We start from the raw sequence: 25,810 nt of genomic DNA, 5'->3' as shown, positions 1-25,810 counted from the left end.
CCGATGCAGACGGCCCCGGCGGCACCGGCGACAACACGGGGGGCGGCCACCGCCCCCCCGGCGATCGAGCTGCGCTCCATCTCCAAGGCGTTCGGCCCGGTGCAGGCCAACCGCGACATTTCCCTGCGCGTGGCGCCGGGCACGATCCACGGCATCATCGGCGAGAACGGCGCGGGCAAGTCCACGCTGATGTCGATCCTTTACGGCTTCTACCGCGCCGACGCGGGCGAGATCCTGATCGACGGCCGTCCCGTTGCCATCCCCGACAGCCAGGCCGCCATCCGCGCCGGCATCGGCATGGTGTTCCAGCATTTCAAGCTGGTGCAGAACCTCTCGGTTCTGGAAAACGTGATCCTGGGCGCCGAGGACGGACCGCTCCTGCGCCGCTCGCTGGCGCGGGCGCGCGCCGAGCTGGCGCAGCTGGCCCGCGACTACGAGCTGGAGGTCGATCCCGATGCGATCGTCGAGGATCTGTCGGTCGGCCATCAGCAGCGCGTCGAGATCCTCAAGGCGCTTTACCGTGACGCGCGCATCCTGATCCTGGACGAGCCCACGGGCGTGCTGACCCCGGCCGAGGCCGACCACCTGTTCCGCATCCTGGCCAATCTGCGCCAGCAGGGGCGCACGGTGATCCTGATCACCCACAAGCTGCGCGAGATCATGGAGATCACCGACACCGTCAGCGTCATGCGCCGGGGCGAGATGACCGCGACCCTGCGCACCGCTGAAACCGGCCCCGAGGATCTGGCCGAGCGGATGGTGGGGCGCAAGGTGCTGTTGCAGGTGGCCAAGGCGCCAGCGCAGCCCGGCCCCGAGGTGCTGCGCGTCGAGGGGCTGCGGGTGACCGATGATCGCGGCGTCGAACGGCTGCGCGGCATCGACCTGAGCCTGCGCGCCGGCGAGATCCTGGGCATTGCCGGGGTGGCCGGGAACGGCCAGTCCGAATTGTTGCAGGTTCTGGGCGGCTATCAGCGTGCCGAGGGGCGGGTGTTGCTGAACGGGGCGCCGATCGACCTGACGGGGCGGCGCTCGGACGGGCGCAGCCGGCGCGCGCGGGGCATCGCCCATGTCCCCGAGGACCGCCAGTCGCGCGGGCTGATCATGGATTTCGCCGCCTGGGAGAACATCGCCTTCGGCTATCACGACGCGCCCGAATACCGCCGCAACGCGATCCTGATGGACAATGCCGCGATGCAGACGGCCTGTGCGCGCGCGATGGCCGATTTCGACGTGCGCCCGCCGCTGCCGATGCTGCCGGCGCGGGCGTTTTCCGGGGGCAACCAGCAGAAGATCGTGGTCGCCCGCGAGATCGAGCGCAACCCCGATCTGCTGCTGGTGGGGCAGCCCACGCGCGGGGTCGATATCGGCGCGATCGAATTCATCCACCGCCGCATCGTGGCCTTGCGCGATGCCGGCAAGGCGGTGCTTCTGGTCTCGGTCGAGCTGGACGAGATCCTGGGGCTGGCCGACCGCATCGCGGTCATGTTCGACGGGCGCATCATGGGCGAACGCCTGCCCGGTCAGACCGACGAACGCGAACTGGGCCTGATGATGGCCGGCATGGCGGAGGGCGCGGCATGAGCGCTAGCGGAGCCCTGCCGAGATGGGCGGATGTGGCGCTGATCCCGGCGCTGAATCTGGTGCTGGCCTTCGCCATCTCGGGGCTGGTGATCCTGGCCATCGGCGAAGACCCGGTGGCGGCGGTGCGCATCATGATCGACGGTGCGCTGGGCTCGTCCTACGGCTGGGGCTTCACGCTCTATTACGCCACGAATTTCATCTTCACCGGGCTGGCGGTGGCGGTGGCCTTCCATGCCAGCCTGTTCAACATCGGCGGCGAGGGGCAGGCGACGCTGGGGGGCCTGGGCGTGGCGCTGGTCTGCCTGGCGCTGCCCTGGCCGCATTGGGCGCTGGCGCTGCCCGCGGCGACGCTGGGCGCGGCGCTCTTCGGGGCGGCCTGGGCGGCCATTCCCGCCTGGCTTCAGGCGCGGCGCGGCAGCCATATCGTCATCACCACGATCATGTTCAACTTCATCGGCGCCTCGGTGCTGAACTATCTGCTGGTCAACGTGCTGCGGCCCACCGGCTCGATGGACCCGGCCACGGGGCGCTTTCCGCCGGGCACGTCGCTGCCCACGCTGCATGACATGGCCGCCGCGCTGGGTATCGCCTGGGGGCGCAACACGCCGGCCAATGTCTCGTTCCTGATCGCGCTTCTGGCCTGTTTTCTGGTCTGGGTGCTGATCTGGCGCACGCGCTTCGGCTACGAGCTGCGCGCCTTCGGCAAGTCCGAGCGCGCCGCGGTCTATGCCGGCATCAACCCGGTGCGCATCACCCTGATCGCCATGCTGATCTCGGGGGCGCTGGCGGGGATGATGGCGGTCAACACCGTCATGGGCGAGGCCGAGCGGCTGGTCCTGAACGCGGTCGAGGGGGCGGGCTTCATCGGCATCGCGGTGGCGCTGATGGGGCGCAGCCATCCGCTGGGGGTGCTGCTGGCCGCGCTTCTCTTCGGGTTCCTCTATCAGGGCGGCGCCGAGCTGGCGCTGTGGACCACCATCCCGCGCGAGCTGATCACCGTGATCCAGGCGCTGGTCATCCTGTTCACCGGCGCGCTTGACAACATGGTGCGCGCGCCGGTCGAGCGGCTGTTTGCGCGCAGCCGGGGGGCGGCGTGATGGATTTCGCAACGCTTCTCCAGATCCTCGATTCCACCGTGCGCCTGGGCACGCCCCTGCTTCTGGCCTGCCTTGCGGGGCTGTTCTCGGAACGCGCGGGTGTCTTCGACATCGGTCTTGAAGGCAAGATGCTGATGGCGGCCTTCTGCGCGGGTGCGGTGGCGGCGGTGACGGGCTCGCCCTGGGCGGGCCTTCTGGCGGGGGTCGCGGGGTCGGTCGCGCTGGGCATGGTGCATGCGCTGGCCTCGATCAGCTTTCGCGGCAACCAGCTGATCTCGGGGGTGGCGATCAACTTCCTGGCCTCGGGGCTGACGGTGCTGTTGGGGCAGAACCTCTTTCATCTGGGCGGGCGCACGCCGTCGCTGATGAAGGAGGGCCGGTTCCAGCCGATCACCCTGCCGGGCGCCGAGACCCTGCGCGAGGTGCCGGTGATCGGGCCGGTCTATGCCGATCTGATCTCGGGGCATTCGATCCTGGTCTATCTGGCCTTCGCGCTGGTGCCGCTGTCGTGGTGGGTGCTTGCGCGCACGCGCTTCGGGCTGCGGCTGCGCGCGGTGGGCGAGAACCCCGCCGCCGTGGACACCGCCGGGATCTCGGTCGCGCGGATGCGGTATCTGGCGCTGACCATCACCGGCGTCCTGTGCGGGCTGGCCGGGGCCTATCTGGCCATCGCGCTTTCGGCCGGTTTCGTGAAGGAAATGACGGCCGGGCGCGGCTATATCGCGCTGGCGGCGCTGATCTTCGCCAAGTGGCGGCCGGTGCCCGCGCTGGGGGCGACCATGCTCTTTGGCCTGCTGGAGGCGGTGTCGAACCGTTATCAGAACCTGGATCTCGGGGGGGTGGTCATCCCCGTGCAAGCCATGCAGGCGCTGCCCTACGTGCTGACCGTCATCATTCTGGCGGGCTTTGTCGGCAAGGCCATCCCGCCCCGCGCCGGAGGAGAACCCTATGTCAAGGAGCGCTGAGCTTGCCCGCCTGATCGCCGCCCGTGCCGGGGCGGAACCGCCCGAGTTCGCGCTGGTGCTGGGGTCGGGGCTGGGCCATCTGGCCGATGCGGTCGCGGGCGTGTCGATCCCCTATGCCGATCTTCCGGGCTTTCCGCACACCTCGGTCTCGGGGCATTCGCCGCGGCTGGTGCTGGGCCAGCTTGAAGGCGTGCGCGTCGCCGTTCTGGCCGGGCGGGCGCATTACTATGAAAGCGGGCGCGCCGATGCGATGCGCCTGCCGCTCGAGGTGCTGCGCGATCTGGGCTGTGGCCGGCTGATCCTGACCAATGCGGCGGGCTCGCTGCGCGCTGATCTGCCGCCGGGGGGGGTGATGCTGCTGTCTGACCACATCGCCTTCAGCGGCCTGAACCCGCTGATCGGCGAACCCTCTGACGCGCGCTTCGTGCCGATGACCGACGCCCATGACCCCGCCCTGCGCGCCGGTCTGCGCGCCGCGGCGCAGGCGCTGGGCGAGGATCTGCCCGAAGGTGTCTATGCCTGGTTCTCGGGGCCGTCGTTCGAGACCCCGGCCGAGATCCGCGCCGCGCGCGTGCTGGGCGCCGATGCCGTGGGCATGTCCACCGTCCCCGAAGTGATCCTGGCGCGGTTCCTGGGGTTGCAGGTGGCGGCGGTCTCGGTCATCACCAACATGGGGGCGGGCCTCTCGGAGGAAGCGATCAGCCACGAACACACCAAGGCCATGGCGCCCCTGGGGGCGGCGCGGCTGGAGCGCGTGTTGCGGCGGATGCTTCAGGATTTCTTGAGACAGCCATGATGTGATTTTGACAGGGCGGCCCGCGCGGGGCATGCTCGGGCCAGAGCGGGACCGGGACACCATGCAGATCTTTCTGCCCATCGCCGAAGTTTCGGTGAATGCCTTTCTGCTTTTCGGGCTTGGCGGGTTGGTGGGGATCCTCTCGGGCCTGTTCGGCGTGGGCGGCGGCTTCCTGATCACGCCGCTTTTGTTCTTCATCGGCATTCCGCCGGCGGTGGCGGTGGCGACGGGCTCGAACCAGGTCGTCGCGTCCTCGGTGTCGGGGGTGCTGGCGCATCTGCGGCGCAAGACCGTGGATATCCCGATGGGGGTGGTGCTGCTGATCGGCGGGATCGCGGGTTCGGCCTCGGGGATCTGGCTTTTCAACCTGTTGCGCGCGCTGGGCCAGATCGATCTGGTCGTGCAATTGTCCTATGTGGTCTTTCTGGGCGCGATCGGGGCGCTGATGCTGCAAGAGGGCCTGCGCGCCCGGCATCGCCAGCGCAGCGGCAAGCGCGCGAGCAAGCGCAACCAGCACACCTGGATCCACCGCCTTCCGTTCAAGGTGAAGTTCCGCGCCTCGGGGCTCTATATCTCGCTGATCCCGCCGCTTCTGGTGGGGTTTGCCGTGGGGGTTCTGGCCGCGATCATGGGCGTGGGCGGCGGCTTCATCATGGTTCCGGCGATGATCTATCTGCTGGGCATGCCGACCAAGGTCGTCATCGGCACGTCGCTCTTCCAGATCATCTTCGTGTCGGCCTTCACCACGCTGGCCCATGCCGTCACCAACCGCTCGGTCGATGCGGTGCTGGCGCTTCTGCTGATCCTCGGCGGGGTCGTCGGGGCGCAGATCGGTTCGCGGCTCTCGGCACGCCTCAAGGCCGAGGAACTGCGCATCCTGCTGGCGCTTCTGGTGCTGAGCGTCGCGCTCAAGCTGGGCTTTGATCTGGTGCTGCGCCCGGATGAATTGTTCTCGCTGGCGGCGCGGGGGGGGCAATGATGCAACGCGTGCTGGCGCTTCTTTTCCTGCTGATCGCCACGCCGCTGCACGCGGCCGAGGAACTGGTCGCGGCGATGAGCAAGGACAACATCGGCATCACCACCCAATTCACCGGCTCCGAGGTGCTGATCTATGGCGCGGTGCGGCGCGATGCGCCCGAACCCTATGGCGCGCCCTTGCATGTCATCGTGACGCTGGAAGGCCCGCCCGGCGCCGTCACCGTGCGCCGCAAGGACCGCCGCTTCGGCATCTGGATCAACACCGAAAGCGTTGGCATCGCTGCCGCGCCCAGCTATTACGCGGTGGCCACCACCGGCACGCTGAGCACCATCCTGCGCCCCGAGATCGACCAGCGCGAAAGGATCTCGGTGCCGCTGGCGATCCGATCCTTTGACGGCCCGGTCGAGGTCGAGGACACGCGCCCCTTCACCGAGGCGCTCTTGCGCATCCGCGAGAACGAGGGCCTCTATGCGCTGAACGAACGCGGCGTGCGGCTGATCGAACAGACCCTGTTTCGCGCCGAATTCCTGCTTCCGGCCAATCTGGTCGAGGGCAATTACAAGGCGCGCATCTTCCTGACCCGCGACGGGCGGCTGATCGACAAATATCAGGCGGCGATCTCGGTGCAGAAGGTGGGGCTTGAACGCTGGGTCTCGGCGCTGTCCAAGAACAGCCCGCTGGGCTATGGCCTTTTGTCGCTGATCGTGGCGGTGGCGGCGGGATGGGCGGCCTCGGAGGCCTTTGCCCGGCTGCGCCGCTAGAGCGCGGCGCGCAGGATCGCGCGCAGGGTCTCGGGCGGTAGGACCACCGGATTGGCCTTCATCGACGAGGCCGCCGCCGAGGCCTCGGCCACCTGCGGGATGCGCGCGCTCCGCAGGCCCATCGCGCCCAGGCCCGGCAGACCGGCGTCCCTGATCCATTCGGCCAGCCCTTCGGGCGAGACCCACAGATGCCGCGCGATCCAGCCATCCAGCGTGGCCAGCCGCAGCTGGCGCATGTCGTCATTGGGAAGCGCGGTGCGGTTGGCGGCCAGCACATGCGGCAGCAGCGCCCCGCAGATCGCGCCATGCGCGGCCCCGGTCTCGGCGCCCAGAACGCCCGCCAGCCCATGCACCGCGCCCAGGCCCGCATTGGCCAGCGCCAGCCCGCCGAACAGGCTGGTCAGGGCCATGTCGTCGCGCGCCTGCGCATCCTCGGCATGCATCAACGTCGCCAGCGCCCGCAGCCCCAGCGGAATGGCCTTCTCGCACAAGGCATCGGTCAGCGAATTGGCGCGCGCCGACAGCCAGGGCTCGATCACCTGCGTCAGTGCATCGAGGCCCGAAGCCAGCGTCACCGCCCGCGGGCAATGATCGGTCAGCGCCGGATCGACCAGCGCCAGCCGCGCCAGCATGGCCGGGCTGCGCAGGCTGACCTTGCGCCCGGCCTCGGGGATGCCGATGACGGCGTTCTGCGTGACCTCGGTGCCGGTGCCGGCGGTGGTGGGCAGCGCCACGAAGGGCAGGGGGGCGGCGGCAAGCGGCTTGCCGGCGCCGACCACCTCGAAATAGGCCATCGGCCCTTCGGGGGCGGGGATCAGCGCCGCCAGCGCCTTGGCCAGATCAAGCGCCGCGCCCCCGCCCAGCCCCACCACCGAGGCCGGCGCATCGGCGCGCGCGGCGGCCAGGGCGTCGTCGAGCATGGGCAGGTCGGGTTCGGCGGGGCAGGAGATCGCGGTGATCGCCACCCCGCGCGCCAGAAGCGCGTCGATCAGCCAGCCCGCGCGGGCCGGGTTGGCGCCGTGAACCAGGACCGTCGCCGGACCAAAGGCGGCGATGGCCTCGGCGGCGCCGGCCGCGACCCCCCGGCCAAAGCGGATCTCGGTCGGGGTGCGCAGCGCAAAGGAGGTCATCTCGAAGGCCTTTCCCGAAAAGCGGCGCCGCGGCGGGTGTCAAACCCCCAGCGTGGCGGTGACCGCGCGCTGCCAGCGGGCATAGCGGCGGGCGCGGATCTCGGGGGGCATGGCGGGATCGAATCTGTGCCCGCGCGCCCAGGACGCCGCGAAATCCTCCATCGAAGGGTAGAGGCCCGCGCGCATCCCGGCAAGCCATGCCGCGCCCAGCGCCGTGGTTTCCAGCACCTGCGGGCGGTCGACCGGCGCGCCCAGAATGTCGGCCAGGAATTGCATCGCCCAGTCCGAGGCGCTCATGCCGCCATCGACGCGCAGCACCGCTTCGCCGAAGCCCGCCCAGTCGGCGCGCATGGCCTCGATCAGGTCGCGGGTCTGGAAGCCCACGCTTTCCAGCGCCGCGCGCGCCAGCTCGGCGGGGCCGGAATTGCGCGTCAGCCCGTAGATGGCGCCGCGGCAGTCGGGGTTCCAGTAGGGCGCGCCCAGCCCGGTGAAGGCCGGCACCAGAACCACGTCCTGCGCCGGATCGGCGGTTTCGGCCAGGCTTTGCGTCTCGCGCGCTTCGCGGATGATCTTCAGCCCGTCGCGCAGCCATTGCACCACCGCGCCGGCGATGAAGATCGAGCCTTCCAGCGCATAGGTCGTGCGCCCGTCGATCCGATAGGCGATGGTGGTCAGAAGCCGGTTCTGCGACAGCACCGGCTGGTCGCCGGTGTTCAGCAGCGCGAAACAGCCCGTGCCATAGGTCGATTTGACCATGCCGGGGGTAAAGCAGGCCTGGCCGATGGTGGCGGCCTGCTGGTCGCCCGCCACGCCCAGGATCGGGATCTCGCGGCCGAAGAGATCGGCGCGGGTGGTGCCGAAATCACCGGCGGAATCCCGCACCTCGGGCAGAAGCTCCATCGGGATATCGAGCAGCGCGCAGACCTCGGCGTCCCAGGTGCCGGTGTGGATGTTGAACAGCATCGTGCGCGCGGCATTGGTGGCGTCGGTGGCATGGACGCGCCCGCCGGTCAGCTTCCAGATCAGGAAGCAATCCACCGTGCCGAAGGCCAGCTCGCCCCGCTGCGCGGCCGCGCGCGCGCCGGGCAGGGTGTCGAGCATCCACTTGAGCTTGGTCCCCGAGAAATAGGGGTCGAGCAACAGCCCGGTGCGGGTGCGGATCATTTCCTCGTGGCCTTCGGCGCGCAGGGCCTCGCAGATGGGGGCGGTGCGGCGGTCCTGCCAGACGATGGCGCGGCCCAGGGGCTGGCCGGTCGCGCGGTTCCACAAAAGCGTGGTCTCGCGCTGGTTGGTGATGCCGATGGCGGCGATGGATTCAGGGCCCAGATCGGCGCGTTCGATCGCGGCGCGGCAGGTGGCGGCGGTGGTGGACCACAGATCGGCCGGGTCATGTTCGACCCAGCCCGAATCCGGGAAATGCTGGGGGAATTCCTCCTGGGCCACCGAAACGACGCGCATTTCGGCGTCGAACAGGATGGCGCGGCTGGAGGTGGTGCCCTGGTCGATGGCAAGGATATAGCTCATGCGGCGTTCCTTTACGGCGTGTCCTGTCGGGGCCGGATGGCGGAGGTCGGGTCGGGGAAGGGTAGGCGGGCGCACCCGTCGCCGGCAAGGGGGGAGAGGCGCGCCCAGGGGGCGGCGCCGCGAAGGCCCGGCAAGGGCCCCCGCGGCGGCCAGGGTCACTGCCAGGAGGCGATCAGCTGGTCATAATCCACGGTGATCGGATCGGGTTTCTCGTTGGCCAGCTTGGGCTTGGGCGCGCCGGGCTGGTCGAGCCAGTATTGCGGATCTTGCGGGTCGTTCATGTGCGGCCCCAGATCGCCCTGAACGCCCGCGCGTTCCAGCCGCTCGAGAACGCGCTCCTGCTGGGCGCAGAGCGCATCAAGCGCCTCTTGCGCGGATTTCGCGCCCGAGGAGGCATCGCCGATGTTCTGCCACCACAGCTGCGCCAGCTTGGGATAGTCGGGCACGTTGGTCCCGGTGGGCGACCACTGCACCCGCGCCGGCGAACGGTAGAATTCCACCAGACCGCCCAGCTGCGGGGCGCGTTCGGTGAAGGACGGGTGGTTGATGCTGCTTTCGCGGATGAAGGTCAGCCCGACGTGGGATTTCTTCACGTCGACCGTCTTCGAGGTCACGAATTGCGCATAGAGCCAGGCGGCCTTGGCCCGATCGACCGGGGTCGAGCCCATCAGCGTCCACGAGCCCGCATCCTGATAGCCGACCTTCATGCCGTCTTCCCAATAGGCGCCATGCGGCGAGGGGGCCATCCGCCATTTCGGCGTGCCGTCCTCGTTCATGACCGGCAGGCCGGGCTTGACCATGTCGGCGGTGAAGGCGGTGTACCAGAACATCTGCTGGGCGATGTTGCCCTGCGCCGGCACCGGCCCCGCCTCCGAGAAGGTCATGCCCGCCGCGGCCGGGGGCGTGTAGTCCTTGAGCCACTTGATGTATTTCTCGATGGCATAGACCGCCGCCGGGCCGTTGGTCGCCCCGCCGCGATCGACGCACGAGCCCACGGGCTGGGATTTCTCGTTGACGCGGATGCCCCATTCATCGACCGGCAGGCCGTTCGGTTCGCCCTTGTCGCCCATGCCGGCCATCGACATCCAGGCATCGGTGAAGCGCCAGCCAAGGCTGGGGTCCTTCTTGCCGTAATCCATGTTGCCATAGACTTCGGTCGGCCCGCCCAGATAGCTCATGTCGCGGCCGGTGAAGAATTCGGCGATATCCTCATAGGCCGACCAGTTGACCGGAACGCCCAGGTCATAGCCGTAGGCCGCCTTGAAATCCGCGCGCGTCCTGGGGTCGCTGAACCAGTCGTAGCGGAACCAGTAGAGGTTGGCGAATTGCTGGTCGGGCAACTGGTAGAGCTTGCCATCCGGCCCGGTGGTGAAGGACGTGCCGATGAAGTCGTCCAGGTCCAGGCCGGGGTTGGTGACATCGGCGCCCTCGCCGGCGATCCAGTCGGTCAGGTTGCGCGCCTGCTGATAGCGCCAGTGGGTGCCGATCAGGTCGCTGTCGTTGATGTAGGCGTCATAGATATTCTCGCCCGATTGCATCTGGGTCTGAAGCTTCTCGACCACGTCCCCCTCGCCGATCAGGTCGTGGGTGATCTTGATGCCGGTGATCGCGGTGAAGGCCGGGGCCAGCACCTTGGATTCGTATTCATGCGTGGTGATGGTTTCCGAGACGACCTTGATTTCCATGCCGGCAAAGGGGGCTGCGGCATCGATGAACCATTGCATCTCGGCTTCCTGCTCGGCGCGGCTCAGCGCCGACATGTCGCCGATCTCGGTATCCAGGAACTGGCGTGCCTCCTCCATGCCAGCCCAGGCGGGCGTCGTGGCCAGCAGCGCAAGCGCCATGGCCGTCGTGCGGTGCAATCTCATGTTCTCCTCCCAGAGTTTGCCGTCTTGGTTTCTTGGTTCCCTCCCTAGACCCAGCGGAACACCGCCGTGGCCCAGACAAGACAGGTGACGAGACCGCCCCACAGGGGCGCCCCGAAAAGCGCAAGCCAGCCCAGGCAGATGAAGGCCGAGCCGAGCAGCGTGATGAACAGCCGGTCCCCGCGCGTGGTCTCGATGCGCAACACGCCGGTGCGCGGCGTCTCGGGGAAGCGTGCGGCCAGCAGCGTGAAGATCACCAGAAGACAGGCGATCGTGGCGAAGAACAGCGCCGTGGGCCAGGTCCAGGCCATCCAGTCCATCAGGTGCTCCTTTTGACGTAGAGATGCAGGCCGTGGTCCTTGCGGCCGGTGTCCTCGATCCCGGCGAAGCGGCCCGCGCGCACGGCTTTCAGGAAGTCGTTGCCCAGGCCGACCTTCTCGCCGATCCACAGCGTGTCCCAGGCCGCCCCCAGCGCATCGGGCAGGTGGAATTCCCCCTCGGGCAGGGCGGCAAGGGCGTCGCGGATCATGTCCTCGCGGTCGGCGCGCATCACACCCTCCCCAGGGCAAAGCCCTTGGCAATGTAGTTGCGCACGAACCAGATCACGAGCGCGCCGGGCACGATGGTCAGCACCCCCGCCGCCGCCAGCACGCCCCAATCCATCCCCGAGGCCGAGACCGTGCGGGTCATCGTGGCGGCGATGGGCTTGGCATTGACCGAGGTCAGCGTGCGCGACAGCAGCAGCTCGACCCAGGAGAACATGAAGCAGAAGAAGGCCGCGACCCCGATGCCCGACGCGATCAGCGGCATGAAGATCTTCACGAAGAAGCGCGGGAAGGAATAGCCGTCGATATAGGCGGTCTCGTCGATCTCGCGGGGGACGCCCCGCATGAAGCCCTCGAGGATCCAGACCGCCAGCGGCACGTTGAACAGGCAATGCGCCAGCGCCACCGCGATATGGGTGTCGAACAGCCCGACCGACGAATAGAGCTGGAAGAACGGCAGCGCAAAGACCGCGGGCGGCGCCATGCGGTTGGTCAGCAGCCAGAAGAACAGGTGCTTGTCGCCCAGGAAGGAATAGCGGCTGAAGGCATAGGCCGCCGGCAACGCCACGGTGATCGAGATGACCGTGTTCATGCCCACGTAGATCAGGCTGTTGACATAGCCCATGTACCACGACGGATCGGTCAGGATGGTGGCGTAATTGGCCAGCGTCAGATCCCGGGGCCACAGCGAGAAGGTGGACAGGATCTCGGTGTTCGTCTTCAGGCTCATGTTCAAAAGCCAGTAGATCGGCACCATCAGGAACAACAGATAGAGGGCCATCACCAGCCCCGCGCCCTTCATGCGCATCTCAGCGGCCCTCCTCGCGGTCGAGATTGGTCATCACGGTGTAGAACACCCACGAAATCAACAAGATCACCAGGAAATACATGATCGAGAAGGCGGCCGCGGGGCCCAGGTCGAACTGCCCCAGCGCCAGTTTCACCAGGTCGATCGACAGGAAGGTGGTGGCATTGCCCGGCCCGCCCCCGGTCACCACGAAGGGCTCGGTGTAGATCATGAAGCTGTCCATGAAGCGCAGCAGCACCGCGATCATCAGCACGCCCTGCATCTTGGGAAGCTCGATGTAGCGAAACACCGCCCAGCGGCTGGCCTGGTCGATCCGCGCCGCCTGATAATAGGCGTCGGGGATCGAGCGCAGCCCGGCATAGGCCAGCAGCGCCACCAGCGAGGTCCAGTGCCAGACATCCATCACGATGACCGTGGCCCAGGCGGCGAAGACGTCCTGGGTGTAGTTGTAGTCGATCCCCAGCGCCGCCAGCGTGTGGCCCAGAAGCCCGATGTCCACCCGCCCGAAGATCTGCCAGATCGTGCCGACCACGTTGAACGGGATGAGAAGCGGCAGCGCCATCAGCACCAGACAGAAGCTGGCCCAGAAGCCCTTTCGCGGCATGTTCAGCGCCACATAGATGCCCAGCGGCACCTCGATCGCCAGGATGATGGCCGAGAACAGCACCTGCCGGCCCAGCGCGGCATGCAGGCGTTCGGAATTCACCATTTCCTCGAACCATTCGAGGCCGGCCCAGAAGAAGACGTTGTTCCCGAACGTGTCCTGCACCGAGTAATTGACCACGGTCATCAGCGGGATCACGGCGGAAAAGGCCACGATCACCAGCATCGGCAGGACCAGGAACCAGGCCTTGTGGTTGACGGGTTTCATCAGGCGGCCTCCCCCTCGACGCGCCAGTCGTCGGCGTAGACGTTGACATGCGCGGGGTCGAAGGCCACGCGGGGGCCTTCGGCGGGGATGCTCTCCCCCTCGCGCTGGATGATGTTGATCTCGCGGCCGAAACATTCCGCGCGCAGGATGCGGTGACGGCCCACATCCTCGATGCGGCGGATGCGGACGGGCAGGCCGTCGGCGTCGGTCAGGGTGGCGAATTCGGGGCGGATGCCGATCTCGACGCGGCCCGACACCGCGCCGTAACGCGCCCCCAGCGGCAGCGCGACGCCATCGACGATGGCGCGGTCGCCCTCGATGCGGGCGGGCATCAGGTTCATGCCGGGCGAGCCGATGAAATAGCCCACGAAGGTATGCGCGGGGCGTTCGAACAGATCCTGCGGCGTGCCGATCTGGACGACGCGGCCGTCATGCATGACCACCACCTTGTCGGCGAAGGTCAGCGCCTCGGTCTGGTCATGGGTGACATAGATCATCGTGTGGCCGAATTCGCGGTGCAGACCCTTCAGCTGGGTGCGCAATTCCCATTTCATGTGCGGGTCGATCACGGTCAGCGGCTCGTCGAAGAGAAGCGCGTTCACGTCCTCGCGGACCATGCCGCGGCCGAGGCTGATCTTCTGCTTCATGTCTGCGCCCAGCCCGCGCGCCTTGCGCTGGAGCATGTCCTCGAGGCCGATCATCTGCGCCACCTTCTGCACCCGCGCCGCGATCTGCGCGGCGCTGCGCCCGCGGTTCTTGAGCGGGAAGGCCAGATTGTCGTGCACCGTCATCGTGTCGTAGACGACGGGGAACTGGAACACCTGGGCGATGTTGCGTTCGGCTGTAGGGGCATCGGTCACGTCGCGGTCATCGAAGAAGATCCGCCCCTGGCTGGGCTGCAACAGCCCCGAGATGATGTTGAGCAGGGTCGATTTCCCGCAGCCCGAGGCGCCCAGCAGGGCATAGGCCTCGCCGTCGGTCCAGGTGTGGGTCATCTCCTTGAGCGCCCAGTCGGCGGGGTCGCGGGGGCTGCGCAGATAGGAATGGGCCAGGTTCTGAAGGGTGATGCGTGCCATCGGGGTGCCTTTCCTTGCCTCAGGCGGCCAGCGCATAGGGCGCGGGCGCGACCAGCCGGCCGTCGGGTGCGAAGACATAGACATGCGCGGGGTCGAGATAGACGCGGATCGGCTGGCCCGGCGTCAGCGGATGGACGCCGTGGATCAGCCCCACCCAGCGCGCGCCGTGATGGTCGAGATGGATGAAGGTTTCCGATCCGGTCAGCTCGAATTCGCCCAGCCGCGCGGTGAATTCCATCGCATCGCCGGAATGGCGCCCGATCTCCAGGTGGTTGGGCCGAAAGCCCGCCAGATAGCGCCCGTCCGCCAGATCGGCCAGCGCGCCGCGGGCGGGCACGGCCTGCCCGTCGCCGAAGACCAGCCGGCCGCCCAGCTTGGCGATGGACAGGAAATTCATCGGCGGGTCCGAGAAGACGCGCGCGGTGGTGGCATCGACCGGCTGGCGATAGACCTGCGGGGTGGGGCCGAACTGGGTCACGCGGCCCTCCCACAGGGTTGCCGTGTTGCCGCCCAGCAGAAGCGCCTCCTCGGGTTCGGTCGTGGCATAGACGAAGATCGAGCCCGAGGCGGCGAAGATGCGCGGGATCTCGGCGCGCAATTCCTCGCGCAGCTTGTAGTCCAGATTGGCCAGCGGCTCGTCCAGAAGGACCAGCCCCGCGCCCTTGACCAGCGCACGGGCCAGCGCGCAGCGTTGCTGCTGGCCGCCCGACAGCTCGAGCGGCTTGCGCCCCAGCATCGGCGTCAGCCGCAGCATCTCGGCGGTTTCGGCCACGGCGCGCGCGATCTCGGCCTGGCTCTTGCCCATCAGCCGCAGCGGCGAGGCGATGTTGTCGAAGACGCTCATCGAGGGGTAGTTGATGAACTGCTGATAGACCATCGCCACGCCGCGGTCCTGCACCCGCATCCCGGTGACATCGGCGCCGTCCCACAGGATGCGCCCGGCGCCGGGCCGATCCAGCCCTGCCATCAGCCGCATCAGCGAGGTCTTGCCCGACCCGGTCGGCCCCAGAAGCACGTTCATCGTGCCGCGTTCCAGGCGCAGATCGGTGGGATGGATATGCGCCATCCCGGCGACCGATTTGGTCACCCCCCTCAATTCCAGCGTCATCTCCTCCCCCTCTCCCTCCTCTATTCGGCGGCGGAAGCGGCTGACACCGCACGTCGCGCCAGATAGGCGTCGATCGCGCGGACCTCCTCGTTCGTCAGTCGCAACCCCAGTTTCGAGCGCCGCCAGACCACGTCCTCGGCGGTGACGGCAAATTCGGTTGAGCGCAGCCAGTCTAACTCGCCTGCGGTCAATGTCGCGCCGAAATCCTGACCCAGATCCTCGGCGCAGCGCGCGGTGCCCAGCATCTTGAAGGCATCGGTGCCATAGGCACGCACCAGCCGCCTGGCCCAGGCGTCGGTCAGGAACGGGTAGCGCGCGCGCAGATCTTCGGTCAGCCGTGCGGCCCCGTTGACCGGGAAATCGCCCCCCGGCAGCGCCACCCGCGCGGTCCAGCGGCCCGATCCGCCGACAAGCGGGCGCAGCTTCTCCAGCGCGGATTCGGCCAGCCGGCGATAGGTGGTGATCTTGCCGCCGAAGACATTGAGAAGCGGCGCGCCGGGGGCCGTGTCCAGCCGCAAGACGTAATCGCGCGTGGCCGCGGTGGCCGACTTGGCGCCGTCATCATAGAGCGGGCGCACCCCGGAATAGGTCCAGACGATGTCGTCTTCGGATACCGGCGTGCGCAAATACTGGTTGGCGAAGTCGATCAGATAGCGCCGTTCCGCGGGCGTGCATTCGGGGCGGTGGTCGGGGCGGTCGTGCTCGGCATCGGTGGTGCCGATCAGGGTGAAGTCGTTTTCATAGGGGATGGCGAAGATGATGCGCCCGTCGCGGCCCTGGAAGAAATAGGCCCGGTCGTGATCGAAAAGGCGCCGCGTCACGATATGGCTGCCGCGCACCAGCCGGACGCCGGCGCTGTGATCGGCGCCGGGCAGAAGGCCCAGCACCGCGCCGACCCAGGGGCCGGCGGCATTGACCAGCGCCCGCGCGCGCCGCTCCTCGGTCCGGCCCTGCGCGGTTTCCAGCGTCACCACCCACAGCCCGTTCTCGACGCGCGCGCCCCTCACGCGGGCGCGCGTCAGGATCTCGGCGCCTCGGGCGGCGGCATCGCGCGCGTTCAGCACGACCAGCCGCGAATCGTCGATCCAGCAATCGGAATATTCGAAGGCCTGCACGAAGCGGTCCTGAAGCGGCGCCCCGGCCGGGTCGCGGCGCAGATCCAGACGGCGCGCCGCCGGCAGGATCTGCCGCCCGCCCAGATGGTCATAGAGATGCAGCCCCAGACGCAGAAGCCACGCCGGTCGCCGCCCGCGCATCCAGGGCATCAGCCCCGACAGAAGCCGCGAGGTGGGCGTGTCGCTTTCAAAGCGCATGTCGGCGTGCCAGGGCAGAACGAAGCGCAGCGGCCACGAGATATGGGGCATGGCGCGCAGGAGGGTTTCGCGCTCGATCAGGGCCTCGCGGACCAGACGGAACTCGAAATATTCAAGATAGCGCAGCCCGCCGTGAAACAGCTTGGTCGAGGCCGAGGAGGTCGCCTGCGCCAGATCGCCCCTTTCGGCCAGGGTCACGCTGAGCCCGCGCCCGGCCGCATCGCGCGCGATGCCGCAGCCGTTGATGCCGCCGCCGATGACGAAAAGGTCGGTGATCTGGGTCTCCTGAGGGGCCGTCACGAGGCTCTCCGGGTTGTGCTCCTGTGCCGTGACCAAACCGCATCCGCGACATTCTGTCAAAGAGAATGTTCGTTTGTGTTCGCTTGCGCGGTATCTGGCGCGCGATATTGCTCTCTGCGGCGCAGAATAATGCGCGTTTGTGTTCGCATTCGCAGCATTTCCGGCGCCGGCGCTTGCCAAGCCGGCCCTGAACGGCCAAGCCTTGGGAAACCGAACGGGGCGTGCTCATGTCGCAGACCTTCCGCCATCCCGAGATCCTCGAGATTGCCCGCCGCGAGGGGCGCGTGACCGTCGAGGGGCTGGCCGAGCATTTCGGGGTGACGCATCAGACGATCCGCCGCGATCTGAGCGAGCTGGCCGAGGCCGGCCGGCTCGAGCGCGTGCATGGCGGGGCGATCCTGCCGTCGGGGGTGACGAACATCGGCTATGAGGCGCGGCGCGACCTGAACGCCGCCGCCAAGGCCGCCATCGCCGAACGTTGCGCGGCCGCGATCCCCGACGAGGCGTCGGTGTTTCTCAATATCGGCACCTCGACCGAGGCGGTGGCGCGCGCGCTTCTGGGGCATCGCAACCTGATGGTGGTGACCAACAACATGAACGTGGCCAATATCCTGGTGGCCAGCGAAAGCTGTCAGGTGATCGTGGCGGGGGGCGTGCTGCGGCGCTCGGACGGGGGGCTGGTCGGCGGCGTCACCCAGCGCATGATCGAACAGTTCAAGGTGGATTTCGCGGTGATCGGCTGTTCGGCGCTGGATGCGGACGGCGACCTGCTGGATTTCGACATCCAGGAGGTCGGCGTCAGCCAGACGATCCTGCGCCAGGCGCGCCGCGCCTTTCTGGTGGCCGACCAGTCCAAGTTCCAGCGCACCGCCCCCGCCCGGATCGCGCCCCTGTCGGCCATCGACACCTTCTTCACCGACCGCGCCTTGCCGGGCGATCTGGCCGCGCGCTGCACGCAATGGGGCACCCGCGTCGAGATCTGCACCTGAGCGGGCCCGCGCCGTCCTGTGCGAATGGCCCGCGCGCCCTAATATGAGGGAAACGCAACCAACAGGGAGAAAGCGATGCGCGCGGTTCTGTCCTTTGTCGTGCTTCTGGTCGTGACCATGGTCATCCTTCTGGGGATAGATGCGGTCATGCTGGCCAGCTACATGGCGCCGATGTTCGAACGCCATATCGGGGATCTGATGCTGGACGAGATCCGTCTGGGTCCGGCGGCGATCTTCTATCTGGGCTATCCGGTGGGGGTGGTGCTTCTGGTGGGCTGGCCGGCCTATCGCGCGGGCAGCGCCTTTTCGGCGCTGTGGCGCGGGGGGCTTCTGGGCGCCATCGCCTATGGCACCTATGAATTCACCAATTACGCCATCATGGAGGCCTGGGCGCTGGAAATGGTGCTGAGCGACGTGCCCTGGGGCGCGGTGCTGACCGGCTTTTCGGCCTGGGCGGGGGTGACGCTGACGCAGCGGATCCTGCGCCCCGGGGCGAAATCCGAAACCGCCTGAGCCCGAAACGGGCCCGAAACGGGAAGGGGCTGCCCTAGAGCAGCCCCGCCAGAAGAACCCCCAGCGCCACGAGACCGCCCCCCGTGGCCACCAGCCCGACGTCGCGCAGCTTCGAGGGCGGCGGCGGCGGTTCGGGCTGTTCCAGCTGACGTTCGAGCAGGGTCTCGACGATCTCGGGCATGCGCGAGCCATAGCGCCCGAAGACGCGCGCGGTGCGGGCCATGTCGCGGGCCACGGCCTTGGGCCCGAGGTTCTCGCGGATGTAATCCTCGACCACGGGCTTGGCGATGTCCCACATGTTGACCGAGGAATTGAGCGAGCGCGCCACGCCTTCGACCACGACCATCGTGCGTTGCAGCAAGATCAGCTCGGTGCGGGTGGCCATGCCGAAGCGCTCGGTCACCTCGAAGAGATAGGCCAGGAGCCGCGCCATCGAGATCTGCTCGGCCTGCATGCCGAAGATGGGCTCGCCGACCGAACGCAGGGCGCGGGCGAAATCCTCCACGCTGCGGTCGCGCGGCACATAGCCTGCCTCGAAATGCACCTCGGCGACGCGGCGATAATCGCGCCGGATGAAGCCCATCAGGATCTCGGCGTAGACGCGGCGGGTGTATTCGTCGATCTGCCCCATGATCCCGAAATCATAGGCGACGATGTCGCCGTTCGGGGCCACCTTCATGTTGCCCTGGTGCATGTCGGCATGGAAATAGCCGTCGCGCAGCGCATGGCTGAGGAACAGCGACAGCACGCGCTCGCCCAGCTCGTGCGGGTCATGGCCCGCCGCCACCAGCGCGGGCACGTCGCCCAGGGGCGCGCCGGTGACCCAGGTCATGGTCATCACCCGCTTGGCCGACAGGTCCAGATGCGGGCGCGGCACGTCAAAGCCCTTGTCGCGGGCGGTGTTGGCGGCGAATTCCAGCGCGGCGGCGGCTTCGATGCGCAGGTCCAGTTCGCCCTCGACCACGCTGGCGAAATGCGACACGACCTCGGTCGGGCGCAGCCGCCGCGAGCCGGGCAGGAAGAATTCGATCAGGTTGGCCAGGAAGTTGAACGCATCCAGATCGCGGCGGAAGGCGCGTTCCACCCCCGGACGCAGCACCTTGACGGCGACTTCCTCGCCGGTGTCGGCGCGCCGGGCGCGGTGGACCTGCGCGATCGAGGCGGCCGCGATCGGTTCGGAGAATTCCGAGAAGGCGACCTCGACCGGAACGCCGATCTCCTCGAGGATCTGGGTCTTGGCCTCGGCCACGCTGAAGGGCGGAAGCTTGTCCTGGAGAACGCGCAGCTGGTCGGCCAGCTCCACGCCGACCACATCGGGACGGGTGGACATGATCTGGCCGAACTTGATGTAGGCCGGGCCCAGCGCGGTGATGGCGCGGGTCACGGGCGGCAGGTTCTCGTCGCCGCGGATGCCCAGCCAGCGGAAGGGCCAGCCGACGACGCGCGCGGCCAGCCGCAGGCGTGCGGGCGCTTCCATCGCCTCGAGCGCCACCTTCATGGCGCCGGTGCGTTCGAACGTCGCGCCTGTGCGGATCAGCCGCCAGACGTTGTGCGGGCCGCGCATGTCAGATCTTCCAGCCCGAATGCAGCGCGGCAATGCCCATCGAGAGGTTGCGGTATTTCACCTGCTCGAAGCCGGCGGTGCGGATCATCGAGGCAAAGGTGTTCTGGTCGGGGAACTTGCGGATCGATTCGACCAGATATTGATAGCTGTCGCGGTCGCCCGTCACCACTTCGCCCATCAGCGGGATGACGTTGAACGAATAGAGGTCATAGGCCTTCTGCATCAGATCGTTGGGGATCTGGCTGAATTCCAGCACCATCAGGCGGCCGCCGGGTTTCAGGACGCGATAGGCCTCGGACAGGGCGTCCTGGACGCGCGTCACGTTCCGGATGCCAAAGGAGATGGTGTAGACGTCGAAGGAATTGCTCTCGAAGGGCAGGTTCATCGCATCGCCCACCACCCAGTCGAGCGCATCGGCAAAGCTTTCGGCCTCGGCGCGTTTCTGGCCCTCGATCAGCATGCTTTCGGTCATGTCGCAGACCGTGGCGCTGGCGCCGGGCGCGCGGCGCAGGAAGCGGAACGAGATGTCGCCCGTGCCGCCGGCCACGTCCAGAAGCCGCTGACCGGGACGCGGGGCCAGCCAGTCCATCATCGCGTCCTTCCACAGACGGTGGATGCCGGCGCTCATCAGGTCGTTCATCAGGTCGTATTTCGACGCCACGCGCGAGAACACGCCGTGGACCAGGCCCGCCTTCTCGCCCTCGGCAACGGTCTGAAAGCCGAAATGGGTGGTGTTCTCGGTGCCGGACTGGGTTTGTGCGTTCATGGGTCTTGCCGTTTCCTGTTGGACCCCCCTCTTATACGGCTCTTGCGGGGCAACACAATGACAGGCTTGCCGCGCCCCATTCCCTGCGGAGGAGCCATGCCCGAACTGCCCGAGGTGGAAACCGTGCGCCGGGGTCTGGAGCCGGTGCTGGACGGCGCCGTGATCCAGCGGGCCGAGCTGCGCCGGCCGGACCTGCGCTGGCCCTTCCCGCCCGACATGGCGGCGCGGCTGACGGGGGCAAGGATTCTTGGGCTGCGGCGGCGGTCGAAATACATCCTGGCCGATCTGGACCGGGCCGAGACGTTGCTGATCCATCTGGGCATGTCGGGGCGGATGCTGATTTCCCTGCCCGAGGGCGCGACCATGCCGGGCGTCTTTCACCACCCGCAGGCGGCGCCGGGCAAGCACGATCATGTGATCCTGACCACGGCGGCGGGGGCGGTCGTCACCTTCAACGATCCGCGCCGTTTCGGGGCGATGGATCTGGTGGCGACCGATGCGGCCGAGGGCCATCCCCTGCTAGCGGGGCTGGGCCCCGAACCCCTGGGCAACGGCTTTGACGCGGCCTATCTGGCGGCGCTGCTGGCGGGGCGCAAGACGCCGATCAAGGCCGCGCTTCTGGATCAGCGGATCGTGGCGGGGCTGGGCAATATCTATGTCGCCGAGGCGCTGCATCAGGCCGGGATCGACCCGCGCCGGGCGGCGGGCCGGATCGCTCGCGCGCGGCTCGAGGATCTGGTGACGGCCATCCGCGCCACCCTCTTGCGCGCCATCGCGGCGGGGGGCTCAAGTCTGCGCGATCACCGTCGCCCCGACGGCGAGCTGGGCTATTTCCAGCATGATTTCCGGGTCTATGGCCGCGAGGGCGCACCCTGTCTGCGCGACGGCTGCCCTGGAACGATACGTCGCGTCATCCAATCGGGCCGGTCCAGCTTCTTCTGCCCGGCCTGCCAGAGATGACTTGCCAAAGCGGCCGGGCCTGCTAGGACTCGGCCCCGAGGACAAGGCCCAGACGCAAGGGAGGCGCCCCCATGGCCTATGAAACGCTGATCGTCGAGATCGAGGACGAAGTCGCGCTGATCCGGCTGAACCGCCCCGAGGCGCTCAACGCATTGAATTCCAAACTGCTGGGTGAGCTGGCCGAAGCGCTGACCGCAGCCGATGCCAATGACGCGGTGCGCTGCATCGTGCTGACCGGCTCGGAGAAGGCCTTTGCCGCCGGCGCCGACATCAAGGAGATGTCGGAAAAGGGCTTCGTCGACATGTTCGGCGAGGATTTCTTCACCCCCGAAACCGAAGCCATGCTGCGCGTGCGCAAGCCGATCATCGCGGCCGTTGCCGGCTATGCGCTGGGCGGCGGCTGCGAGCTGGCGATGATCTGCGACTTCATCATCTGCGCCGACAACGCCAAGTTCGGCCAGCCCGAGATCAACCTGGGCGTGGTCGCCGGCATCGGCGGCACCCAGCGTCTGACGCGCTTCGTGGGCAAGTCGAAATCCATGGACATGCACCTGACGGGCCGCTTCATGGACGCGGCCGAGGCCGAGCGCTCGGGCCTGGTCAGCCGGGTCGTGCCGGTGGCCAAGCTGGTGCCCGAGGCGCTGTCGGCCGCGCGCAAGATCGCCGAGAAATCGGCGCTGACGGTCAAGGTGGTCAAGGAATGCGTCAACCGCTCGTACGAGACGACGTTGCGCGAGGGTCTGCTGTTCGAACGGCGCGTCTTCCACGCGCTCTTTGCGACCGAAGATCAGAAGGAGGGGATGACCGCCTTCCTCGAGAAACGCCAGCCCCAGTTCCGCGACCGTTGAGCCCGGTCGCGGGGGAAAGACACCGCGCGCTGCATGTAGCATGTTGACTTCGTGCCGATGTGCTTCTAGAAGCGCGTCCTCAGATTATATCCAGTCCCGAAAATCGGAATCGCGAAATGGCTAACACGCCCCAGTCCAAGAAGCGCGCACGCCAGAACGAGCGCCGCAATGATGTGAACAAGGCGCGTCGTTCGCGCATCCGCACCTTCGTGCGCAAGGTCGAGGAAGCCATCGCTTCGGGTAGCGCCGAAGCCGCGCTGGCCGCCCTGCGTGCCGCGCAGCCGGAGCTGGCCCGCGGCGTGACGAAAGGTGTGCTGCACAAGAACACCGCCTCGCGCAAGATCTCGCGTCTGGCCGCCCGCGTGAAGGCGATCTCGGCCTGACACGCCGTTCATGGCGAATTTGAAAAAGGCGTGCCGTTGGCGCGCCTTTTTGCATTTCTTTCTGTCTTTTCAGAAGCTTGAGGGCGTGCTCTCACGTCGCGCAGATTCGCTCACGCAAAGGAAGCGTCAAGCTCTATGTTTGGTTGCGCGCGCTGTGGGCGGCTTGGTAATTTGCTCCCTGCGAGTCACTCGCCTGGGGGACAATCCAGTTCGTATGCCGCGAAGCTGCCTTTCGCGGGGATACCTCACTGCCAAGAGGGATCATCATACGACGACAGAACGTTTGCGCTGACCGGCTGAAGCCGGGCTTGCCGTCGCTATTGACGTGACGGGAGGTATGCGTCGTGCCCGGCCGAAACTTGCCAAGACCCCATTCTTGGGGCGCTTCAAGAAATTTAAGAATCGGGCACAGCGATGAGAGACGAAATCTGGGGTAAGGTCTGCGACGTTTTTGTAGTTCGGGTTGGACGGAATGCCTTTGCCAGCTGGATCGAACCGCTGCGTCTTGCGGACCTGACCTCCTCGACGGCGCGGATCGAGGCACCGACCAAGTTCATGCGCGACTGGGTGGCGCGCAATTATGCCGAAAAGCTGCTGACCGAATTGCGTGCGGCCGGGGCCGAGGTCGAGCGCGTGGAATTCGTGGTCGCGCCGGTGCGGCCTGTCAGCGTGTCGGCTGTGACTTCGGCGGCGGTTCCGGCTGCGGCGATGGCCACTGCGGGCGATGCGCCCGCCCCCGAAACCCAGGCCGCCCCTGAAGCTCAATCCGTGCCCGCCACGGCGCGCAACCCCGAGACCGACGATCTGCGCTCGGCCCCGCTCGATTCCCGCTTCACCTTCTCGAATTTCGTGGTCGGCAAGCCCAACGAACTGGCCCATGCCGCCGCGCGCCGCGTCGCCGAGGGCGGCCCGGTCACCTTCAACCCGCTGTTTCTCTATGGCGGTGTGGGCCTGGGCAAGACCCACCTGATGCACGCCATCGCCCATGAGCTGCGCGTCCAGCAGCCGCAGGCGCGCGTGCTCTATCTGTCGGCCGAGCAGTTCATGTATCGCTTCATCAACGCGCTGCGCGAACGCCAGATCATGGACTTCAAGGGGCTGTTCCGCTCGGTCGACGTGCTGATGGTCGATGACGTGCAATTCATCGCCGGCAAGGACAGCACGCAGGAAGAATTCTTCCACACGTTCAACGCGCTGGTTGATCAGCGCAAGCAGATCGTCATTTCGGCCGACCGCGCGCCGGGCGAGATCAAGGATCTTGAGGAACGGATCAAGTCGCGCCTGCAATGCGGGTTGGTCGTCGATCTGCATCCCACCGATTACGAGCTGCGCCTGGGCATCTTGCAAACCAAGATCGACCTCTACCGCAGTCAGTATCCGGGCGTCAGCATCGAGCATTCGGTGATCGAATTCCTGGCCCACCGCATCGCCACCAACGTGCGCGTTCTGGAAGGCGCGTTGATGCGGCTTTTCGCCTTTGCCAGCCTGGTCGGCCGCGAGATCTCGCTCGATCTGGCGCAGGAATGCCTGACCGACATCCTGCGCGACAGCGAACGCAAGGTCTCGATCGACGAGATCCAGCGCAAGGTGGCCGAGCATTTCAACATCCGCCTGTCGGACATGATCGGGCCCAAGCGGCTGCGCAACTACGCCCGCCCGCGCCAGATCGCCATGTATCTGTCGAAGAAGATGACCACGCGGTCCCTGCCCGAGATCGGGCGGCGTTTCGGCGGGCGCGATCACACCACGATCATGCATGGCGTGCGCAAGATCGAGTCGTTGATGGCCGATGACCGGCAACTGGCCGAGGACGTGGCCCTGCTGCGGCGCCTGATCGAAAGCTGATCTGACGCAGGGCGGCCACAGCCTGTCACGCAATTACCCAAACCGCTTGTGATCGGGGCGAAACTTGCTAACTTTCGCCTCCCGTAATCCTGGGGGGACGAGATGAAGATCAGCATCGAACGCGCGGCTCTGCTCAAGGCAATGGCCCAGGCGCAATCGGTCGTCGAGCGGCGTAACACGATTCCGATCCTGGCGAATGTGCTGATCGAGGCCGAGGGGGATTCGGTGTCCTTCCGCGCCACCGATCTTGATATCGAGGTGGTCGAGCGCGCGCCCGCCCAGGTCGAACGCGCCGGCGCCACCACGGTTTCGGCGGTGATGCTGCACGAGATCGCGCGCAAGCTGCCCGACGGGGCGCTGGTGTCGCTGACCGCGGACGCGGTGGCGGGGCGGCTTACGGTGCAGGCGGGTCGGTCGCATTTCAACCTGGCCACCCTCCCGCGTGAGGATTTCCCGGTCATGGCCTCGTCGGAATACACGGCGAATTTCTCGGCCAATGCCGGCACGCTCAAGCGTCTGTTCGAGAAATCGAAATTCGCCATCTCGACCGAGGAGACGCGCTATTACCTGAACGGCGTCTTCATGCATGTCGCCACCGGCGAGGACGGCCCGGTTCTGCGCTGCGTGGCCACCGACGGCCACCGCCTGGCGCGGATCGACGCGCCGCTGCCGGCCGGCGCCGAGGACATGCCCGGCGTGATCGTGCCGCGCAAGACCGTGGGCGAATTGCGCAAGCTTCTCGACGACGACGAGGCGCAGATCGCCGTCTCGGTCTCGGAAACCAAGATCCGCTTCGCCACGCCGCATATCACGCTGACCTCCAAGGTCATCGACGGCACCTTCCCCGATTACGCCCGCGTCATCCCGATGGGCAATTCCCGCCGACTCGAGGTGGACGCGGCCGAATTCGCCAAGGCGGTGGACCGGGTGGCGACGGTGTCCTCGGAACGCGCGCGTGCGGTCAAGCTGTCGCTTGACGAGGACCGGCTGGTCCTGTCGGTCAACGCCCCCGATGCCGGCGCCGCCGAGGAAGAGCTGGCCGTGGCCTATGGCGATGAACGGCTCGAGATCGGCTTCAACGCCAAGTATCTGCTGGAAATCGCCAGCCAGGTCGACCGCGAGAACGCCGTCTTCCTGTTCAATTCCTCGGGCGACCCGACCCTGATGCGCGAGGGCAATGACACCTCGGCGGTCTATGTCGTCATGCCGATGCGGGTCTGATC

At 67.3% G+C, this 25,810-nt stretch carries 25 protein-coding genes; 13 read left to right on the top strand and 12 right to left on the bottom strand.

Annotated features, from left to right (window positions below):
- The first annotated feature begins 3 nt into the window (after positions 1–3).
- The 6 genes from BW949_RS12200 (at position 4) to BW949_RS12175 (ending at position 6,179) form a co-directional block, all read left to right on the top strand.
- Positions 4–1,581: an ABC transporter ATP-binding protein gene (locus BW949_RS12200; protein WP_076366474.1), complete on the top strand. Its 1,578-nt coding sequence runs from the start codon at positions 4–6 to the stop codon at positions 1,579–1,581.
- A complete protein-coding gene (locus BW949_RS12195; protein WP_076366472.1) occupies positions 1,578–2,678 on the top strand; it encodes an ABC transporter permease in 1,101 nt (366 codons plus the stop codon). The genes BW949_RS12200 and BW949_RS12195 overlap by 4 nt, the downstream gene beginning before the upstream one ends.
- Positions 2,678–3,643: an ABC transporter permease gene (locus BW949_RS12190; protein WP_076366470.1), complete on the top strand. Its 966-nt coding sequence runs from the start codon at positions 2,678–2,680 to the stop codon at positions 3,641–3,643. The genes BW949_RS12195 and BW949_RS12190 overlap by 1 nt, the downstream gene beginning before the upstream one ends.
- Entirely contained in the window at positions 3,627–4,439 is an 813-nt protein-coding gene (locus BW949_RS12185) for a purine-nucleoside phosphorylase (protein ID WP_076366468.1), read from the top strand. The genes BW949_RS12190 and BW949_RS12185 overlap by 17 nt, the downstream gene beginning before the upstream one ends.
- A 61-nt stretch (positions 4,440–4,500) precedes the next feature.
- Complete coding sequence (locus BW949_RS12180) at positions 4,501–5,418, top strand: sulfite exporter TauE/SafE family protein (protein WP_076366466.1); 918 nt, start codon at positions 4,501–4,503, stop codon at positions 5,416–5,418.
- On the top strand, positions 5,415–6,179 hold the full coding sequence (locus BW949_RS12175) for a TIGR02186 family protein (RefSeq protein ID WP_076366464.1): 765 nt from the start codon (positions 5,415–5,417) through the stop codon (positions 6,177–6,179). Before BW949_RS12180 ends, BW949_RS12175 begins: the two co-directional genes overlap by 4 nt.
- On the opposite strand, the gene BW949_RS12170 is transcribed toward BW949_RS12175, so the two are convergent.
- From BW949_RS12170 to glpD, 10 genes are all read right to left on the bottom strand, one after another.
- The gene (locus BW949_RS12170) at positions 6,176–7,309 is read right to left on the bottom strand and encodes an iron-containing alcohol dehydrogenase (RefSeq protein ID WP_076366462.1); all 1,134 of its coding nucleotides are present in this window, start codon (positions 7,307–7,309) and stop codon (positions 6,176–6,178) included. The two genes, BW949_RS12175 and BW949_RS12170, sit on opposite strands and share 4 nt — an antisense overlap.
- Positions 7,310–7,348: 39 nt before the next feature.
- The gene (glpK, locus tag BW949_RS12165; RefSeq protein WP_076366460.1) at positions 7,349–8,833 is read right to left on the bottom strand and encodes a glycerol kinase GlpK; all 1,485 of its coding nucleotides are present in this window, start codon (positions 8,831–8,833) and stop codon (positions 7,349–7,351) included.
- 155 nt (positions 8,834–8,988) lie between these two features.
- Entirely contained in the window at positions 8,989–10,701 is a 1,713-nt protein-coding gene (locus tag BW949_RS12160) for an ABC transporter substrate-binding protein (RefSeq protein ID WP_076366458.1), read from the bottom strand.
- A 44-nt stretch (positions 10,702–10,745) separates the two neighbouring features.
- The gene (locus tag BW949_RS12155) at positions 10,746–11,018 is read right to left on the bottom strand and encodes a DUF2160 domain-containing protein (RefSeq protein ID WP_076366456.1); all 273 of its coding nucleotides are present in this window, start codon (positions 11,016–11,018) and stop codon (positions 10,746–10,748) included.
- The gene (locus BW949_RS12150; RefSeq protein ID WP_076366454.1) at positions 11,018–11,248 is read right to left on the bottom strand and encodes a DUF1413 domain-containing protein; all 231 of its coding nucleotides are present in this window, start codon (positions 11,246–11,248) and stop codon (positions 11,018–11,020) included. Before BW949_RS12150 ends, BW949_RS12155 begins: the two co-directional genes overlap by 1 nt.
- Positions 11,248–12,051: a carbohydrate ABC transporter permease gene (locus BW949_RS12145; protein WP_076366452.1), complete on the bottom strand. Its 804-nt coding sequence runs from the start codon at positions 12,049–12,051 to the stop codon at positions 11,248–11,250. Before BW949_RS12145 ends, BW949_RS12150 begins: the two co-directional genes overlap by 1 nt.
- A 1-nt stretch (position 12,052) precedes the next feature.
- A complete protein-coding gene (locus BW949_RS12140; protein ID WP_407947264.1) occupies positions 12,053–12,922 on the bottom strand; it encodes a carbohydrate ABC transporter permease in 870 nt (289 codons plus the stop codon).
- Entirely contained in the window at positions 12,922–13,998 is a 1,077-nt protein-coding gene (locus BW949_RS12135; RefSeq protein ID WP_076366450.1) for an ABC transporter ATP-binding protein, read from the bottom strand. Before BW949_RS12135 ends, BW949_RS12140 begins: the two co-directional genes overlap by 1 nt.
- Before the next feature lie 19 nt (positions 13,999–14,017).
- Positions 14,018–15,106: an ABC transporter ATP-binding protein gene (locus BW949_RS12130; RefSeq protein ID WP_076366448.1), complete on the bottom strand. Its 1,089-nt coding sequence runs from the start codon at positions 15,104–15,106 to the stop codon at positions 14,018–14,020.
- A 20-nt stretch (positions 15,107–15,126) separates the two neighbouring features.
- Positions 15,127–16,719 (bottom strand): glycerol-3-phosphate dehydrogenase, encoded by a 1,593-nt coding sequence (gene glpD / locus BW949_RS12125; protein WP_076366446.1) that lies wholly within the window; start codon positions 16,717–16,719, stop codon positions 15,127–15,129.
- Between the two features lie 227 nt (positions 16,720–16,946).
- On the opposite strand from glpD, the gene BW949_RS12120 reads away from it, so the two are divergent.
- Positions 16,947–17,708: a DeoR/GlpR family DNA-binding transcription regulator gene (locus tag BW949_RS12120; protein WP_076366444.1), complete on the top strand. Its 762-nt coding sequence runs from the start codon at positions 16,947–16,949 to the stop codon at positions 17,706–17,708.
- A 75-nt stretch (positions 17,709–17,783) separates the two neighbouring features.
- On the top strand, positions 17,784–18,221 hold the full coding sequence (locus tag BW949_RS12115) for a DUF2177 family protein (protein ID WP_235816296.1): 438 nt from the start codon (positions 17,784–17,786) through the stop codon (positions 18,219–18,221).
- Between the two features lie 34 nt (positions 18,222–18,255).
- Here BW949_RS12115 and ubiB read toward each other — a convergent pair whose 3' ends face one another.
- Both ubiB and ubiE read right to left on the bottom strand, forming a co-directional pair.
- Positions 18,256–19,785 carry a 2-polyprenylphenol 6-hydroxylase gene (ubiB, locus tag BW949_RS12110; RefSeq protein ID WP_076366442.1) on the bottom strand — a complete coding sequence of 510 codons (1,530 nt, stop codon included), beginning with the start codon at positions 19,783–19,785 and terminating at the stop codon, positions 18,256–18,258.
- Between the two features lies 1 nt (position 19,786).
- Positions 19,787–20,551: a bifunctional demethylmenaquinone methyltransferase/2-methoxy-6-polyprenyl-1,4-benzoquinol methylase UbiE gene (ubiE, locus tag BW949_RS12105; protein WP_076366440.1), complete on the bottom strand. Its 765-nt coding sequence runs from the start codon at positions 20,549–20,551 to the stop codon at positions 19,787–19,789.
- A 96-nt stretch (positions 20,552–20,647) separates the two neighbouring features.
- Between ubiE and mutM the strand changes: the two genes are divergently transcribed.
- The 5 genes from mutM (at position 20,648) to dnaN (ending at position 25,808) form a co-directional block, all read left to right on the top strand.
- The gene (gene mutM / locus BW949_RS12100) at positions 20,648–21,511 is read left to right on the top strand and encodes a bifunctional DNA-formamidopyrimidine glycosylase/DNA-(apurinic or apyrimidinic site) lyase (protein WP_076366438.1); all 864 of its coding nucleotides are present in this window, start codon (positions 20,648–20,650) and stop codon (positions 21,509–21,511) included.
- Between the two features lie 71 nt (positions 21,512–21,582).
- Positions 21,583–22,359: an enoyl-CoA hydratase gene (locus BW949_RS12095; RefSeq protein ID WP_076366436.1), complete on the top strand. Its 777-nt coding sequence runs from the start codon at positions 21,583–21,585 to the stop codon at positions 22,357–22,359.
- Positions 22,360–22,475: 116 nt separating this feature from the next.
- Entirely contained in the window at positions 22,476–22,742 is a 267-nt protein-coding gene (rpsT, locus tag BW949_RS12090; RefSeq protein WP_076366434.1) for a 30S ribosomal protein S20, read from the top strand.
- A 414-nt stretch (positions 22,743–23,156) separates the two neighbouring features.
- Positions 23,157–24,587 (top strand): chromosomal replication initiator protein DnaA, encoded by a 1,431-nt coding sequence (gene dnaA / locus BW949_RS12085; protein WP_076366432.1) that lies wholly within the window; start codon positions 23,157–23,159, stop codon positions 24,585–24,587.
- A 102-nt stretch (positions 24,588–24,689) separates the two neighbouring features.
- Positions 24,690–25,808, top strand: a complete 1,119-nt coding sequence (gene dnaN, locus BW949_RS12080) for a DNA polymerase III subunit beta (protein WP_076366430.1) — start codon at positions 24,690–24,692, stop codon at positions 25,806–25,808.
- Positions 25,809–25,810: the final 2 nt, after the last annotated feature.

It is taken from the genome of Phaeovulum vinaykumarii (assembly GCF_900156695.1).
Lineage (GTDB): Bacteria > Pseudomonadota > Alphaproteobacteria > Rhodobacterales > Rhodobacteraceae > Bieblia_A > Bieblia_A vinaykumarii.
This window is presented reverse-complemented; position numbering and strand designations above follow the sequence as displayed.